Source organism: Methanobrevibacter sp., from assembly GCF_045220775.1.
In the GTDB taxonomy this organism is placed as follows: Archaea; Methanobacteriota; Methanobacteria; order Methanobacteriales; family Methanobacteriaceae; genus Methanocatella.
Genome location: NZ_JBGUWC010000173.1, coordinates 1 through 17,749, shown reverse-complemented (window position 1 = coordinate 17,749; position 17,749 = coordinate 1). Strand labels below are relative to the sequence as shown.

The window sequence follows — 17,749 nt, the reverse complement described above, 5'->3', positions numbered from 1 at the left end:
ACTGAATTGATGAGTAAAGTTTTCCAAACCCCAAATGATTCTTATTTATTAACCGGATCTGGAACTGCCGCTATGGAAGCAGGTATTGCAAATACCGTAGCGCCTGGAGAAAAGATGTTGAATGTCGTAGGTGGAAAATTCGGTGAACGTTTCATGAAAATAGCTCAGGCTCATGGAATCGACACCACTGAATTGGCGGTCGAATGGGGAACTGCCGTAACACCTGAAGCAGTAAAAGAAGCTTTAGATGCTGATGAAGACATCAAAGCTGTCAGCGTAATCCACAACGAAACTTCCACAGGTGTGGCTGCACCTATCGAAGAAATCGGTAAAGTAATGAAAAACTATGACGCATTATACATCGTGGATACCGTATCCTCCCTCGGAGGGGACAAGGTGAACGTTGAAGACTTCGGCATTGACGTTTGTCTTACCGGATCCCAAAAATGTTTGGCTGCACCACCTGGAATGGCAGCTATTACCTTAAGTGACGATGCATGGGCCGCTGTTGAAAAGGTAGAAACCAATACATTCTATTTAGACTTGAAAGCAGCAAGAAAAAGCGGTTCTAAAGTGCCTCCTCAAACCCCATACACTCCATCCGTATCATTGACCTATGCAATGAATGAAGCCTTGAAAATGGTTATGGAAGAAGGACTTGACAATAGGGTTGCACGTCACCACAAAGCGGCTAAAGCCAGCGTAGAAGCTGTCAAAGCATTAGGTTTGGAATTATTCGCAGACGAAGCAGTATCTTCTGCTACCGTAACTGCCGTTAAAATGCCTGAAGGAATTACCGATGACCAATTCAGAGGAACCACACGTGACAAATATGGTGTTGAGTTGGCTGGTGGACAAGACCACTTGAAAGGAAATATTTTCAGAATCGGACACATGGGAAATATCTCCTACAAGGAATTAACTCAAACCTTTGCCGCAATTGGTATGACTTTAAAAGGTTTAGGTGTAATAGACGAAGCTGGTGCCGGTGTAGCATCCATCGCAGAATCATATTTATGATTCTGTTAATCTTTTCTTTTTTTGAATTTTGCTTGGTTATAAGTTATACCTGCACGAATTTTTCTTGTCTAATAACTTATAAGTAATATATTTTTTACTGCGAAAATTGCCCCTATAAGTTATAAGTAATCTATTTTTTACATGGAAATTTTTTCTCCTATAAGTTATAAGTAATATATATTTTACATGGTAGAAGTTATAAGTGATACTTTACACTTGAAATGCACCCCTCGAATTTTGGAGTATAAGTTATAAGAAAAAAGTTACACTTGAAATTCACCTCTCTCTTCCAAGTGTGAAAGTTATAAGAAAAAAGTTACACTTGAAGAATATGTCTCGGATATGAAAAAAGTATTACTAATTCGGGTAAAATTGAATACTAAAAATATTTTAAATACAAACAACAAAGGTAATATAACGATAGGATGTGAAACCATGTCTGAGAATAATATTAGAACAACTGTTGAAGAATTGCATAAACTTATAAGCGTAGAAAATGTAATCGGCAAACCAATTGAAACCGAAGATAAAATATTAATTCCAGTAATGAGGATGGGAGTAGGATTCGGAGCCGGCTCAAATATGTTCAGCAAAGAAGGAAGCGATGCTGCAGGAGCAGGTGCCGGAGTGGAACCTATTTCAATGGTGCTCATTCCTAAAAAGGGAAACGATGCTGAAGGCGTTCGCGTACTTGATTTAAGCAAAAGAAATGAAACCAACAAGGCATTGTCTGATTTAGGTTTGATCATAAGCGATTTAGTGAAAAATTATATGGGAAAATCTGACGATGAATACGATGAATCAGAATACATCGAACCTGAATTTACCACTAAAGTAGAAATAGACGACGAATAGGAACAAATATGTTAAGCATCCTAGCGATGATTATTCTAATAATCATCATTTTCATTATTTTTCTGCTTTATATTGGGGTTAAAATAGCTCTGATATACGATAAGACAGGCAACGAATTGAAAGGATGTTTGAAGATACTCATTTTAAAGAAAATCAAAGTCTATTCACTTGAATTTCCCTCAAAAGACGATGATGAAAAAGAAGATGAAGAAGAGGAAGATGAAAGTGAAGACAGAAATATGAAAGAAATATTTGAATTAGCCAAACCTTGTTTTGAAGACTTTAAGACCTTTTTGGAATCATTCAACAAATGCATTAAAGTCAAAAAGCTTGAAAATCATCTCATTTTTGGACTTGACTCATATGTCGATACCGCAAAATACATCGGATACATATGGAGCCTGCTCCTCATCATGAACAATTCTCATGAAAATGCGAGATTAAGCGCTGAACCTTCGTTTAATGGAAGCGTTTTCGATATGAACGGTGAAAATGAGCTTGACATCAATTTACTCAAGATAATTCCACCAGCCATCAAATTAGTCTCAAAAAATGAAGTTCGCGAATTGATAAGAGGTGCTAGAAATGGATGATATGAAAAATTTCATTTGCGAAAGTCTAGGGCTTAAAAAAATCGACACTTACCATTTCAAAAAAATATGCGGCCTTACATTTGTATTCAAAAGTGAACTAATCTCCATAAAGGACAATCTCACCTCAGCAGAAATTTCACCTGCCGGAATAATTTATGAAGAAAATGGCGAATATTACTTGGCCCCCCTACATCACGCGGTTGAAATAGATGAAATTGTAGAAGAATTTGTTGAAAATGTAATTATTCAGGAAGTGGAATGTTCTCACTCGCAACAATAACTTCCACAACCAACGGTCCTTCCAGGTCTTTTCCTAAAATAAATTCCAGGTCATCCAGATTATCAACCTTAACTGCATCGATTCCATAACTTGAAGCCAATTTTACAAAGTCGGGATTTTTGAGTTTGACCTGGTAGGGATTCATGTCATAAAAGTCCTCTTCCCATTGCCTTATGATTCCATATTCCGAATTGTTTAGAATGAATATGATGATATCCAAATCATGATTCTTAACTGTTGCAAGCTCCTGCAGGTTCATCTGAAAATCCCCATCCCCATTGATGACAATGACCTTTTCGCCTGTTGCAATGCCGGCACCGATTGAAGCCGGAAGGCCGTAACCCATAGGCGCCATCGCACCTGAGAACAATAGCTGCCTTGGCCTTAGGGATTTCTTTAGAAGTGTAGTCCATGTGGTGTGTGAACCGGCATCTGATACGATGATGTTATCCGGGTATTTTTCTAGAATTCTTTTAATGGCCGCCTGAGGCTTTAAATCATCATCAAGACCTGCGATTTCCAGACTATTGTCAATCTCCAATATCTCATTCAGCCATTTAACCTTTTTAAAGTCAATTCCTTCAAGGAAATCCTCAACCTTAGCATGAATCGGACAATCTCCAACTAAAACTTCCTTATTAACATTTACATGAATCAGGTTATCCGGAATTTCAGGCAGTGTCCTTTCACTGGCTTTTATGCCCAATGCAATGATGCAATCGGCATTATCAAATGCATATTTCGCACGCGGAGTTGAGCGTATCCCAATCAGGCCCAGGTTCAAATCGTCATTTTCTGATATAATTCCTTTGCCGTGGAATGTTGTGGTAACTGGGATTTGATTTTCAATAGCTATCTGCTCAAGCATTTCCTTCTGCGATATCGCTCCTGCCCCCAATATGAACAGCGGCTTTTCGGATGCATCAATCAAATCCTGAGCATTATCTAAATTGGAAAGGTCCTCTTCACACAGATAGCATAGCTTAATGTCATCAAAGTCCTCGCTTAAAAGCACGTCCTTTGACAGATTGATATGAATCGGCCCTTTTGGAAATGTCTTGAGCTCATAAATGGCTGCCCTCAACACATACATTGCCTCGGTTCCGTTAAGGGGATTGTATGATGCCCGTGTTATCTGTTTGAAGATATCGACTTGAGGAGTTGTTTGAAAATGATCTGTTCCGCGGTACTTCAGCTCGTTATCGCCCGTCAAGACAAGAATTGGAATATTGTCTTTAAAGGCTGTTGCAAGAGCCATTGTAAAATTCAATGCTCCCGGCGATGCTGTTGCAATGCAGACTCCGATTTTGCCGCTTGACCTTGCAAATCCATCGGCGGCATGTGCGGCTGCCTGCTCATGCCTTGTCAGGATATGATTGATGTTTGAAGTGGAAAGCGCCTTGTAAAGAGGCATTATCTGCTCGCCCGGAATTCCAAACACGTCCTGAATTCCTTCCTCTTCAAGGATCTTGACAATGCCTGAGGCTACATTCACTCTTCCACCTCTTGATAAGACCCATTATACTCGCCTGAACCTTCAACCGGGAATACGACCGCTTGAGCGATTCTGTCACCGGATTTTATCCTGTATTCAAAGTCCCCATGATTGCAAAGCAAAAACATCAATGTTCCATAAAATCCAGGGTCTCCGACAGCGGTCTGAACAGAAACGAATGACCTCAAAAGGGTAGACCTTGGAAGGTAAAGCATTGTGTATCCCTTAGGGATTTTGATTTTCCTTTTGATGCTTGCAAGATATGCTGTATGTGGCTTTAGGGTGTATACGTCACCTTCAAGCTCTTCGATTTCAGGCAGGTTCTTTTCATTGTCGATTAGTGAACCGGCAGTCTTTTGAATGTAAACTTTATCTAACTCCAAATCGATTCCGGAAGGCTGAACCAAATCAGCGAAATCCGGAAATAGCTTAACAAGTTCTTCTTCACCGAGCATATTATCAAATCCTTTAATAATTTATTTATACTAACTATGTTATAAATTTTAAATGGTGATAAAAAATGCCTATAATAACTATTGGTGGAAATGATGGAATCAGTGTTGAAAAGAAAAGAGAAATGGTTAAAAAAGTATCTGAAGTTGTAGCGGATGCATACGACTTGCCTATAGAAGCTATAACTGTGCTTGTCCAAGCCTATCCAAAAGAAAGCATTGGAGTGGCCGGTGAGCTTTTAAGCGATAGAAAATAAGAATTTTAATTGATAGGGGAGATAATTTCACTCCCCATTAAAGTTCAAACCAAAAAAGAACTTGTATTCAATCTAATGAATACAATTAAATATTGTATTGCGCAATATTTATAAGTTTGTTTTGGTGAATGTGCCGTCACCTGTCCTTTCAATCAGTTCGCGTTCCGTAAGTTCATCTATGTTTTTCAGAATTTTTTGAGTGAAATTTCCTGACTTATACCTTATAAGTGATCTTTCGATTTCTTCAAGTGATGTGTCTTCATCGATTGCATCATAAACGCTCTTCTGGAAAGGAGTCAGATTGAAGATAACCTGGCTTAGGATGGATTCCTCATCGTTGATGCTGTTGAAGGACCATACGCTGTCTTTTGTACGAACCTGGAACCTTTTCTCCAGCTCTGGAACCTTATCCTTCAGCAGATCCAGATGCGGATAGTTTGAAAGCCCGTATTTGTGCTTGGATATCTTCGCTAAAAATTTCTCATATGACTTTTCAAAGTCGATGTTGTCTTTTGAAAGGAAAGTGTCGATGACATAGACCTTATCGTCAATTACGCTGACCAGCTTGTATGCATGTGTTTCATCGTCATATTCCACTTTATTGAATTTATCAACATTCCACTGATGCTCCAAAAGGAAATTCCTCACGAATTGCGCATCATTTAGATTATCATAATAGCCGAAGATGTAATCATCGCCTGCAATCTGCTTTTTGATTACGTATGTGTCGAAGACCTTTGTGATGTTCAATCCATATTTGGAGTTATTCGGATTTCTTTTGAATTTTTTGATGTGTTTTCTGATTGTTATATCGTTAGGGCGGATCTTATACTTGCATATCAGATGAAGCTTTTCATCAAATACGGCTAAAACAAGGTAATTATCGTCCTTTTTAACTATTTGGGGAATCTCATCCAAATCCCAATTGTTCTCAATCAGCAAATCGCGAATGAAAATGGCTTCATCCAAAGTTGTGGTTTTAGCATAAATCTTAGAACTTTTAACTATATTGAATGAATTCCTATTTTCCCTAATGTATTTTTCACTCATCAGAGATATATTTGTCATTAATAAAATATAAAATTATGACAAAAATATATCCCTTTGTCAATGAAAAATATAAAAATAAAGAATGTGTTCACATAAGTATAAACAGACTAAAAAAAAAGAGCGAACTGATTTTAAAGCATAATATAAGATTAGCTTTAAAAAAAATAAGAAAAAATAGAGAATTTAATCCCTATTTTTTAACTTTAACAGTTTTTTTAACAGTGGTTTTCAAGTAAGTAACTGTATATTTATATTTTTTACCGGCTTTGAGCTTTTTAAGAACTGATTTTTTAATGGTTAGCTTTGCAACACCTTTTTTGTTGGTTTTTGCTTTGATTGTTTTACCATTGATTTTAAGTCTTATATATTTGCCTTTGATGTATTTTCCATCTACCTTTTTAAGTGTTGCAGTTACAACCACTTTTTTAGCGGATTTTTTAATTTTAAATGCTTTCACTTTTAAAATTTGTTTTACTGTTACTGTTTTGGATGCGGATTTTCCTAAAGCTGTTGCTGTTATGGTGTATTTTTTAGGTATGTATTTGGATGGAATGTTGAAGCTGGCAACACCGTTTGAATCTGCTATAACGGTTTTAACAGTTACTCCATTGATTGAGAATGCAACACTTGCGCCACTTGCAACCTTACCATCCTTTCCATAAACAGTTACTGAGTATTTGGCTGTGTATAATGCGGTTGTTTGCTTTGCAACAATTACTGGATCAACTACCACCTTTGTATTGGTTTTTTGAACAATAGATGAATATTTGGCATCACCGGAATAGGCAATAGTAACTTCATAATCACCTGCAGGCAAATCATCAACAGTTACGCTTGCTTTACCCTTAACTACATCTGCAGTGTAGTTTTTATTGCCGATAGTTACTGTTAAAGTACCGGTTGCGTCTTCTGGCAAGTCAATTGAGTAGGTTGGAGCTTTGGATTCAGCTGTATTGCCTAATGGAATGGACTCATTAGAAACTTGAACCTTATCTTCACTAACATTAGATGAATTTGCATCTCCACCGGTTCCATCGCTGACATAAACATGGAATTCCACAGGTTCGGAGTCTTCATAACCTTCATCATAAGAATAGTAGGAAGTGAAAAGATGATAATATTCATCACCGAGGTAGTTAAATGTGATTGTATGTTCGTCAGATTCCAAATCAGATATGGTTGCAGTCACCATACCATCAATTACATCATAGGTATCATATAATTCATAATCAACATAGATTTCCAATTGTCCTGTTGCATTTGGCAATCTTATTGCTATTTCACAGTCATCGCCTTCAGTTATTTCAGTAGTAATGTTCATTTCAGGCAATTTTGCGAAATCCAACCAATAATTATTTACATCATAGTCTTCACTATCATAGCTTGCGAAAATCTTGCTATAACCCAATGGCAAATCATCAATAAATATCTTTGCAAATCCATCTACCAATGATGCGGATTCATAGAATTCATCATTTATCCTTACTATCAGATTACCGCTTGCATCGCTAGGCAAGTCCAAGGCGACATAAGTTAAATTATTTGCTTCATAATCAGAGCGTATAAAATAACCATCAATCCAAACGGTGAATACCTTTTCACGGGCCGCATATTTTTCATCACCATTATATTTAACTGTTATATCATAGGAATTGCACTCTTCCATTCCTGTGAGGATTAAAATGGCTTTACCTTCAATGACCTCTGCTTCGAAAGTATTATTGTTAACGACTGCAGTCACATTTCCATTTGCATCATCAGGCAAGTAAATATAGAACTCGTAGTTGTTTAAATAGCCGGTATCCAATCCGCCATACGGGAACTCCGCATCAAACAAGTAAGTTACTGTAAATGATCCTGTTTTGGTTAATTGCTCATGGCCTTCATCACCGGAATAGACAATTTCATAATTGTAGGTTTTATATAACTCCAAATCATTAAATTCGAGAGTTGCTTCACCATCCTCCAAAAATTCAGTTAGATATTTTTCACCGTCAAGGTATACTGTCACATTGCCTGTTGCGGAATATCCAAGGTATATTTCTGCATCATATTCACCTTCGATTTCTTCAGGAATCATTACCCAGGTCACTTCAAAAGTGCCGTTGAGAGAGGTTGGGGAATAATAGCTGTCTTCAGAGTATTTAAGTTCCCATGTATGAGTTCCAAAGGATAAGCCATCATACCAATATTCATCACCGTAATAGTCCCAATTTTTAAAGTTAACAGAATCTTGGTATTGACCATCAATGAAAAGTCTTAATCTACCATCAGCACCGCTAGGCACATTGCTAGGACAGTAATATATAATATTCTCATAATCCTGCCTTATGACCACTACATCAGGGAAGTTAACTTCCATGGTCCAGTTAGGGAGAACATCCCTAACAGAGAAAGGATAACTTAAACTAGGAACTGGCTTACTTCCCTCAATATATTTAACAATAATAGTATAATAACCAACATCCAAATTCGGTAAGTTACGGGTTACAATACCTTTAGCAGGACCCTCATATAATTCACAGACAAATTGAAGCTCCTCATCATCGTAATCATAATTTCCTCGATGTCCGGAGTAGATAGTAATGTTTAAATTACCCATTGCATCTTCAGGTGATTCAACAGAGAGCTGGCAATCATCTTCTATGTATACCGCAGCAGGATAAACTACATTTGGAATAACATGAATAAACTTATACACATCTTCAATTTCATAATCATCACCTTCATATTTGACGACAAATGAATATTCCCCTAATGGCAAATCAGACAATGAAATTGATGCTTCACCATTATTGAAACTTACAGTTCTGAATAAATCACTGGCCATATAAGTTCCATTTTCTCCATCATATTCTCCTCTTTCATATAAAGTCAGATTGCCTTTTGCATCGCGAGGCAATCTCATGTAAAATGAGTCTCCACTATTCCAACTTATATGATATGGAGCATTAAAAATATAGTCAACATAAATTGAGACGTTTTTTGTTACCAAAGGATATTTTTCATCCTGATATGAAACCTGAACTATATTTTCACCAAGAGTGAAATCACTTAAAGTCAGTGAGCAATAGTCATCATGCGCTTCAAATTCATATGTTTTATTGTTAAGCTTTGCAATAGGAACGGATGAAAAGTCGCTAGGCAACATGACATATACAGTTGTCTCATCACCTATTTCAATATGATCATATCCGTCACAGTGGGCATCAAAGTAATAGGACATGCTAAATTCGCCGGATTCATTTACATTATCATAATTGCCTCCGAAATAGGAAACAATATAATTATGAGTGCCAAATGTTAAATTATCCAAATATATAAGAATCCAATCGTTGTCATCTTCCCTTGCTTGAGAAACAGATTTGGAATAGAACAACTCATCATCGATTAAAACGTTTATATTTCCTGTTGCATTGCAGGCCAATTTAATTGTAATATGGTCATTATCATCAAAATCAGATCCGATTACCACTTCATCTGGAACATCAATCTTAATGTAGGCTGCTTCAAAACTGCCTTCCAATGTTGTTGGACGATAGTAATCATCACCGGTATATCTTATCTTATAATCATGCATTCCGATATCCAGATTATCAAATTCATTCAGATAAATGTAATTACCACCAGATGACGGACCATCAGGATCTTCATAATATTTAATTACAGGTTGATTGTATACTTCATCCCCATCAAGGACAATGGATACATTACCGGAAACACTATATTCGATACCCATTCCAATACGTGTATCATCCCCTATAAGGTATTCATCAGGACATGAACTGTAATAGTCCACATACTCCCTATATTCTTCTTCAAATTCATCACCAATTTCTTCACCGACATCCTCTTCCATGGGAACATCAGCATCACTTACACCCAATTCATCCAAATCAGGCGTTTCACTTGCTGTTAGGTTATCTGTTGCACTAACAACTCCCAAAGTTAAAATAGCCAGCAGAACGAAACTGACTATCATAATCTTATTTAACTTCAAAATAATACCCTCATTAAAATTGTTATATTCAACTTGAATAGTGTTATTATATATTTATTACATAACATATAAATTTAAAGTGAAAAAAAATAATGTTTAATTTAAAAAAATAAGACAAAATAATTAAAAATTAACTATAAAATATATAATGTTTTGAAAAAATAATAATTTTTATACAAATGTGCAAAAATTGAATGTTAAAATTAATTTACTTGAAAACATTTGACTTTGGTTAAAAAAAATAATATGGAAAATGAATCCCTATCTTCTAACCTTGGCAGTTTTCTTAACGGAAGCCTTTAAATAGCTTACCTTATAGGTGTATTTTTTGCCTACCTTAAGCTTTTTCAGGACTGATTTCTTAATGGTTAGCTTTGCAACTCCCTTTTTGTTGGTTTTTACCTTATAGGTTTTACCTTTAAACTTAAAAGTGACATACTTGCCCTTAATGGCTTTTTTGCCTTTCTTAAGGGTTGCCTTCAATACCAACTTTTTGGCGGACTTTTTGATTTTTACTGTCTTCAAGGTTAAGATATTTTTAACTGTAAGTGTTTTGGTCACCTTAACGTCCTTGCACCAAATGGTTATCTTGTATTTGCCCGGCTTTAATTTAGGCAATTTGATAGTTACGATTCCTTTGCTGTTCGTATATCTTTCAAATGTCTTTCCGCCAACCTTAATCAATACATATGCATCGTCATCGGCCTTGCCCTCAAGGATGATTTTGACTGTGTATTTGGAGTTGTCTGTGTAGTAGACCTTTTTGTTGCTGGCCTTGATTGTTGGCTTTGCAGGAACCTCGATGCTTGTTGAAACCTCATCAACCTTAAAGTCTGTGCCTGTGTATCTTGCAGAGATATCATGGTCTCCGCTTTTCAGACCCTCAAGGTCAATTGAAGCTTTTCCTGATACGAGCTTTTGGCTTTTGAAGAGTTTTCCGTCAATGTAGACTTCTAGGCTTCCTTTTGCAGTGCTTGGCAAAATAAGAGTGACCTTCGAGTAGTCATCGGCATACCAGTCAGGACATATTATCCTATACAAAATTGTGAAATTATGGGTTAAAGTGTAGCTGTTGTACTTTTCATCGCCTTTGAAGTTAAAGTGAAGGGTATGGTTTCCTGCGCTTAATTTGGATGTGTCCAGTTCAATCCAACCGGAATCGTCAATTGTAAACTTGTCGTATTTTACGCCGTCGATTGTAATGGTAATCAGTTTCTTGTTGAAATCTGTCGGAACGATGATTATGACATCCTCTTCCATTCCATAGGTAAAACCGGTTCCCCAGCAGTCAACATAATAGCTTACATTGACCAATACCTTTTTGGATCTTGAAAATTCACCTGCAGTGTATCTGACTTCAATTTCCTGCTGGCCGCATTTTACATATTTGAACAGGGACTCCAGAAACTCGCCGTTTTTGTCCAATTTTTTTGAAATGACCAATTTGGAATCGACATAAACCTTTAAGGTTCCGCCAGTATTTTTTAGTGTCTTTGCGGTCAAACAGTCATCATGCTCAAGTATGATGTTTTTTGGAATCTGAATCAGCATGTCGACCACTGTGAAATTATATGTCCTGTCTGAAGCCAGGTAGTAGTCATCGCCTGAATAGACTATCCTTACGGTATGATTTCCCAAACTTAATGAATTGAATTTGGATAGGTCAAGGAAAGTGAATGTTGTGGTATTGAGTCTTTCTGAGAAACTGCCGTCAATATAGACTTCCACGGTTCCCTTTGCCGAATATGGGAAAATCAGTGATGTGGACTGATAATGGGAATTGTCATCCTGCAGGATTTCCTGAGGAATGCCGCATCCATAGTCATGGTCCTGTTTGTAGTTCATGAGCTTCAAATCGTGTGTCAGGTTAAGCGCAATATCATTGTAGAAGAGCCCGATTTTGTGGGGGGTGTAGTCGGACATCCTGTTTACCGCAATATACGGCAGCTTGGATGCTGGAATGGTAACGGGAATCTTTACTGACCTGTTTGTGATGTTTTCATTGTAGATTTCAACATCATCAACCGTTGCCTTAAGATTTCCTTCAGCATTATCCGGCAGATTCACATCAATATCAACCGGATCTTCTTTGTAAACCTTTTCCGGGAATGTTACATTAATGTCCTGAGCTATTTCGCCATCCGTCAGTGTGGCGTTGTCTTCAGCGCTGACGGCACCTAAAAGAAGAATAGCAAAAATGAACATTGAAAGGATTGCTGGCTTATTTAACTTCATAATTAACACTAGATATTATTATGTAAAATATGGTATATATTACATGCTGTTTAGAATAAAAAATAAAAAAAGTAATAGGGAAACTAATCCCTATTTTTTAACAATAGTTGATTTTTTGACAGTATCCTTGCCATAAGTAGCCTGATACTTTACAGTTTTTCCAACTTTAAGCTTTTTCAATACAGCCTTTTTAATGGTAACTTTTGCAATACCTTTCTTGTTGGTTTTTACCTTGTAGGTTTTTCCATTGAACTTGAAGGTAACTTTTTTGTTTTTCAAGGCCTTTTTGCCCGCTTTGAGAGTGGCTTTTAAAACCAGTTTTTTGGCTGATTTTTTGACTGTTACTGTTTTAAGGGTTACTGCGTGTTTTACTGTCAAGTTTCTTGTAATTTGGACTTTGCCGTATTTTACTGTGATTTTATAGGAACCCGGAGCCTTTCCGATTTTCAAGGTTGCATAGCCTTTCTTGCTGGTCTTGACCTTTTTGACGTATTTGCCGTCGATGTAGAACTTGACGTATTTGCTTTTGACTATATTGCCTTTGTAATCGGTTACCTTAACCTTGAAGGCGCTTGAGCTTGCGTAATACATTGTCAAGTCACTTGCGGTTATCTTATTGTTGTTGACTGTCATATCCAAAGTGCCGTGGTATGACCATTCAGAACCATCAAAGTATTTTGGGAAAACAGTGTAAGATCCCCCATTAATGCTTGCTAATGAAATGGACGCCTTTTTATTTACGAACTTGGATGATAAAACATATTTGTCCTTTTTATTGTAGATTTCGACAACTAATTTGCCGTTAGGTTCATCGTAAGGCAAGGTCATATAAATGACTCCGTTGCCGTTGGTTACTGTTTTCGGCACATTGAATACAGGCTCTATGTACAGTGATTCAGATACGTTGAATGAATTGTTCCCGTCATTGTAAATGAAATATACGTCATGATGGCCCACCTTCAAAGTGGAAGGTATTTTGATATTGGCGGTTCCATTGATGAATTGTCCTGTAACCTTCACGTTTCCAAAATCAACAGTCAGCTTGCCGTTGGCATTCGGGAAGTTTACGATAAAGTTTCCGCTTTCACCGACATTCAATAATCCCGGCCCTTTAATATCAACATAGACATAGACACCTTTGGTGTATGTATAGTTGTAGTCCCCTGTTATGTCTGCACGGATTTTATGTGCCCCGACCTTTAGGCCGCTGATGCCCACAACAGAAGCATGGCCATTATTGAATGATGTTGAGCAATATAGCTGCCCGTCAACGTATACGCTTAAAGTGCAGTTTGAATTCGGAATTTGTGAAGATACATCAATCTTTTTGTCGATGGTTATGTAGTCATCGGAAAAACGAATCCACGGATAGACTGTTATTGTTGCGCTTGCAGAGCATGGGGCGAACTTATTGTCTCCGTCATAGGAAACTACTAGGGAATGATTGCCCAAACCTAAATTGCCAATGTCTACGTTATAATAACCGGAATCCTTATACCGCTCAGTGAAGTTATATGCCTTATCGTCAATTTTTACATGCAATTTAGCTTTATCAAATCCTTCCGGAACGGAAAAACCATATGATGATTGATCCAGATGATATCTGAGATCCCTGTCCTGCAACTGGAAATATGTAGCATTGACTGTGAAAGTCTTATCATAGATGACTCCCTTTGCGGTAGTATAGGTTACCTTGATGATATGAGGATTGTCGAAAGCACTTAACTTGTTTAAATTATAATTTTTGCTAAATTTTTTTCCGGTATCATCAATGCAGGTCGCACCGTCAATTACCACAACCAATCTGCCTGAATCTTCAGAGTTAACTCCCACGTACATGTCGGTTCCATAATCGTCTTCCACATTAACGCTTTCAGGAACATTGACGATTATGTCCTTGATGAAGAATGTGAAATTCCTATTTGCACCGGCATAGTAAGAGCTGCCGGAGAGCTTTACATTCAAGATGTGTTCTCCCAGACCAAGGCCGGTTGTAGGGACGCTGTATGCAGCATCCACCTCATCTTCACCCAGGAGTGTTGAGGTCCTTTGTTTACCGTCAATGCTGACATCAATTTTTCCGGAAAAAAGGGTTGCGGAAAAATAGACCGGATTGTCTTTCAGGACTTCATCACTTCTATGATTGAATCCCACTTCAATTTCCGAAGGCCAGTCATCGCCTTCAAGAGCATGCGGAATGGTTTCGCTTAAAGCATCTTGAGATGCCTCATCAGTTGAAATTACCTCGTCAGTTGAGATTGTCTCATCGGTTGAAGTCACCTCATTTGTCATATTATCATTTGCGCTGACCGCTGCGATTGTCAAAACAGCCAGAAGCAGAATCGATAATATCAGCAATTTATTAAATTTCATATTAAATCACCTATACCCTATATTATTAACATGCCATAATATATAATTTAACATTCCAAAGCGACCGCAATTATTACTAATAAATGCAATATATTTTTTACTAAATAAACAGATGTTAAGAATAACCGTCCACAAATGAAAATTATTAATATTTAACGTAAATATTGAAAGTTCGTTCAAAAAACCGTCAAAAAAATATTAAAAAATTTTAAATAATTATTACTATAAAGAATGCTATGGTAAAAAGTAGAGATGATTTCCTATTTTTTAGGTGGTAGAATGAAAAGAGAAAAAATATTACTTGTATTGTTAACATTTATTTTAATCGTTTCGGCTTTCGGCATGGCCTTTGCCCATCCGGGCCACGAAGGCGGACATGACCCTGAAGAGATAACTACTACTGATGTTGTTGAAGCGGAAAGCGATTCTTCATCATCATCTGCCAGCTTATCTGATGATTCCGCTCCTGCTAAAAGTGAAAGCAGCAGCAGTTCACAGTCAAGCGCACAGACCAAGGATACCGGATCTTCTGCCAGCAGTTCAGGCAGTTCATCCAGCAGCAAGTCAAGCTCCCCTTCAAGCTCATCATCATCCGGCCAGTACTCATCAAGCGACTATTCCCAAAGTTCCGTAAGTGAAGTTGAAAGGGTTGATGACAATGCCAATCTGACTAATGATGCGGCAAATGCTACAAATGCAACAAACGAGACAGAAAACGTTACTGAAAATGTCACAGAAGTTGTTGAAGACCATGCCGATTATACCCCTATAGCGCTGATTGGCCTGATAATAGTGGCTGCAGTGATTGGATACATCAAATTCAAAAGATAGGTGGAAAGATGCACATACCCGACGGTTTAATACCTTTTGACCAGGCCATGATTTATCTAATCGCAAGCCTTATAATTTTAAGCTATTTCTCCTTCAAGCTTTCAAGAAAAGCGGACATGGAAAAAAGACTAGTGCTGAGCGGGATTTTAACTGCAGTTGCCGTGGTTGCAACGACAATAACGATCCCATCGCCGATAGGCATACCGATGCACTTTTTCGTAATCCCCCTGGTCGTGATACTTCTTGGACCATATAACGCTTCACTGGTTTCGTTCCTGGCGCTGCTGGTTCAGGCCCTGGGATTCGGAATGGGTGGCGTTACAACACTTGGAATCAACGTGCTGGACATGGGAATAATCTTGAGCGTTGTCGTCTATGCGGTCTATGTGCTGCTTGTGAATGTCAACGAGGACCTTGCAATAGTCATATCAACAATGGCTGGAATCCTTGCAGCCACAATGGCGCAGATACTTATATTGACATTTGCAAAAACAACAAGCTTTGAAGTGCTCCTTGGAAGCTTATTGCCATATTACCTGATGATTGCAGTAATCGAAGGGGTAATCAACGTCATAATAATCAAATTTATATCAAAAACAAACAGAAGCATTCTGGAAATCGAAAAAGTATGAGAGAGTGGTTAAATGAAAAGAATCTATGCAGTATTGATAATAGCTTTAATGTTATTCATTGGAATATCTGCCGTGAACGCACATGGCGCCGACCTGACTGAAGACACCATGATCATGGCAAACGAAAGCAATGGAATTGCCGCAAAGGCGATAGTCGATGATCTGGGCCTTGACGTGAAGGTCTACAAGTTCGTCTCCGAAGGGGACGTGGAACACCAGATGGAACATGCCCTGTCAAATCCAAACAAAAGGATATTGGCAATTTCCTATCAGGACACCGTGAACGCTTATCTTGATGAGCACCCTGAACTGAAAGACAGGGTCATCGTAAGCGATGATGATAATGCATCAATCAGCGCAAACGCACAAAAGCTCGTTGAGATTGATGTGAACGGCGGATCCGACGACTTTACAACACCACTGATTGTCGGAGCGGTAATCGGTGCCATAATCGGACTGATCGGTGGCGTATTCATTATGAAAAACAAGAAATGAAGGGAATTTTTAACTTCCTACTTTTTTTAATTTTTGCTGATTTTTTCAATCTTTAGAAAATGAAGATGTTTTTTTGACATGCATGGCCTAGAACATGTGCAGTTTATACTTGCAATATAGCATGGCTTAGAGGTGCATTTCAAGTGTAACTTTAAAATATTGGGTCTTTTTTGAATAAATCCATAGAATATGAAAATCAGCGCTGAAAATCACTTAACATTAAAGATTTTTAACTTTTTATTACTTGATTTATAAACTGGGAAAAAATGCTTTTGAATGTTTGAAATGTGGTAAAAATATGGACTTACTGGCAATTGAAATTCTTACAATAACTCTTTATTAGCAATTTAAATCTGATTTCAGAAACAGCAATCTGATTTCAATCTGTTTTGATTGTGAGTTCTTTTTGTTGTTGGAGATAGCTGCTGGAAAACTGTTTTTTGATTAAAATGACGATTTTTGAATTTTTAGTAAAAAATATATTACGTCGATAGTAATGTGATTTCATAATCGTGAATGCTGATTTTAGAGGCATGAAAATATGAAATCCTCAAAATTTGAAATTGGAATATGAATCCTGGTGAAATAAGTTTTGGATTAGACATTCATATCTGATTTAAAAAACTGTGAAAAATACATTGAAAAATTGATTTTTTAGGAGCTTTTTTAAATTACTGTAAAAAAATCCTTTTCAAGGAAGTGGCAATCAAAAGGGCATTTTGAAAAATATTCCCATAAACTGTGCAAATTGGTGAAAAAAAATTAATTGAATTTTAGAATCGAAAATGTGGAAAATTTTTAAAAATTTTCGATGTGAAAGAAAAAATGTAATATATATCTTACTTTTTATCATTGATGAAATAGGAGTCGCCCAATAAATGCCGAATCCCTGCATTTAGAAAAAACACCAAAACTGCATAAAATCGGCATTATTGCATGAAAAATATTCTTAATTTGATAATACTTCCTTATAAATGCTCTTTTATAAAAACTATCATATGAAGCATGAAAAGATTTTTTTAGTTAGTTTGATATTGCTGGCTATCCTTGCATTTGGAGCTGTAAGCGCAGCCGACAATGCAACTGCAGATGGTCTGGCAGCAGACGAAGCCGATGATTCGGTTCAGGAAGCATTGGCAGACGAAGTTTTAGAGACCAGCGCTGATGATACGGTGCTGTCC

At 37.3% G+C, this 17,749-nt stretch carries 14 protein-coding genes and 1 pseudogene; 9 read left to right on the top strand and 6 right to left on the bottom strand.

The window, feature by feature from the left end; genetic code table 11:
- The 4 genes from ACJROP_RS11690 to ACJROP_RS11675 form a co-directional block, all read left to right on the top strand.
- Positions 1-1,020: pyridoxal-phosphate-dependent aminotransferase family protein (locus ACJROP_RS11690; RefSeq protein WP_406535643.1), on the top strand; the 1,020-nt coding region annotated here is incomplete at its 5' end.
- 435 nt (positions 1,021-1,455) lie between these two features.
- Positions 1,456-1,875, top strand: coding sequence for a GerW family sporulation protein (locus ACJROP_RS11685; protein WP_406535642.1), 420 nt, complete (start codon positions 1,456-1,458; stop codon positions 1,873-1,875).
- Positions 1,876-1,883: 8 nt separating this feature from the next.
- Positions 1,884-2,468, top strand: coding sequence for a DUF2953 domain-containing protein (locus ACJROP_RS11680; RefSeq protein ID WP_406535641.1), 585 nt, complete (start codon positions 1,884-1,886; stop codon positions 2,466-2,468).
- Positions 2,461-2,748 carry a hypothetical protein gene (locus ACJROP_RS11675; protein WP_406535640.1) on the top strand — a complete coding sequence of 96 codons (288 nt, stop codon included), beginning with the start codon at positions 2,461-2,463 and terminating at the stop codon, positions 2,746-2,748. Before ACJROP_RS11680 ends, ACJROP_RS11675 begins: the two co-directional genes overlap by 8 nt.
- Here ACJROP_RS11675 and ACJROP_RS11670 read toward each other — a convergent pair.
- Both ACJROP_RS11670 and ACJROP_RS11665 read right to left on the bottom strand, forming a co-directional pair.
- Positions 2,711-4,243: a thiamine pyrophosphate-binding protein gene (locus tag ACJROP_RS11670; protein ID WP_406535639.1), complete on the bottom strand. Its 1,533-nt coding sequence runs from the start codon at positions 4,241-4,243 to the stop codon at positions 2,711-2,713. The two genes, ACJROP_RS11675 and ACJROP_RS11670, sit on opposite strands and share 38 nt — an antisense overlap.
- Positions 4,240-4,698, bottom strand: a complete 459-nt coding sequence (locus ACJROP_RS11665; RefSeq protein ID WP_406535638.1) for a dCTP deaminase domain-containing protein — start codon at positions 4,696-4,698, stop codon at positions 4,240-4,242. The genes ACJROP_RS11670 and ACJROP_RS11665 overlap by 4 nt, the downstream gene beginning before the upstream one ends.
- Before the next feature lie 65 nt (positions 4,699-4,763).
- On the opposite strand from ACJROP_RS11665, the gene dmpI reads away from it, so the two are divergent.
- Complete coding sequence (dmpI, locus tag ACJROP_RS11660; protein ID WP_406535637.1) at positions 4,764-4,952, top strand: 4-oxalocrotonate tautomerase DmpI; 189 nt, start codon at positions 4,764-4,766, stop codon at positions 4,950-4,952.
- Between the two features lie 108 nt (positions 4,953-5,060).
- Here the strand turns inward: dmpI and ACJROP_RS11655 are convergent, their stop codons facing one another.
- From ACJROP_RS11655 to ACJROP_RS11640, 4 genes are all read right to left on the bottom strand, one after another.
- The gene (locus ACJROP_RS11655) at positions 5,061-6,020 is read right to left on the bottom strand and encodes a hypothetical protein (RefSeq protein WP_406535636.1); all 960 of its coding nucleotides are present in this window, start codon (positions 6,018-6,020) and stop codon (positions 5,061-5,063) included.
- Between the two features lie 172 nt (positions 6,021-6,192).
- Positions 6,193-10,002 (bottom strand): Ig-like domain-containing protein, encoded by a 3,810-nt coding sequence (locus ACJROP_RS11650; protein ID WP_406535635.1) that lies wholly within the window; start codon positions 10,000-10,002, stop codon positions 6,193-6,195.
- A gap of 261 nt (positions 10,003-10,263) precedes the next feature.
- On the bottom strand, positions 10,264-12,237 hold the full coding sequence (locus ACJROP_RS11645) for an Ig-like domain-containing protein (protein ID WP_406535634.1): 1,974 nt from the start codon (positions 12,235-12,237) through the stop codon (positions 10,264-10,266).
- A gap of 90 nt (positions 12,238-12,327) precedes the next feature.
- Positions 12,328-14,610, bottom strand: a complete 2,283-nt coding sequence (locus tag ACJROP_RS11640; RefSeq protein ID WP_406535633.1) for a hypothetical protein — start codon at positions 14,608-14,610, stop codon at positions 12,328-12,330.
- 279 nt (positions 14,611-14,889) lie between these two features.
- Here ACJROP_RS11640 and ACJROP_RS11635 point away from each other — a divergent pair, with 279 nt between their 5' ends.
- From ACJROP_RS11635 to ACJROP_RS11620, 4 genes and pseudogenes are all read left to right on the top strand, one after another.
- Positions 14,890-15,441: a hypothetical protein gene (locus ACJROP_RS11635; protein ID WP_406535632.1), complete on the top strand. Its 552-nt coding sequence runs from the start codon at positions 14,890-14,892 to the stop codon at positions 15,439-15,441.
- An 8-nt stretch (positions 15,442-15,449) separates the two neighbouring features.
- Positions 15,450-16,073: an energy-coupling factor ABC transporter permease gene (locus ACJROP_RS11630; RefSeq protein ID WP_406535631.1), complete on the top strand. Its 624-nt coding sequence runs from the start codon at positions 15,450-15,452 to the stop codon at positions 16,071-16,073.
- Positions 16,074-16,280: 207 nt separating this feature from the next.
- Positions 16,281-16,568 (top strand): hypothetical protein, encoded by a 288-nt coding sequence (locus ACJROP_RS11625; protein WP_406535630.1) that lies wholly within the window; start codon positions 16,281-16,283, stop codon positions 16,566-16,568.
- Between the two features lie 998 nt (positions 16,569-17,566).
- Positions 17,567-17,749: pseudogene (locus tag ACJROP_RS11620) on the top strand (hypothetical protein); the annotation flags it as partial.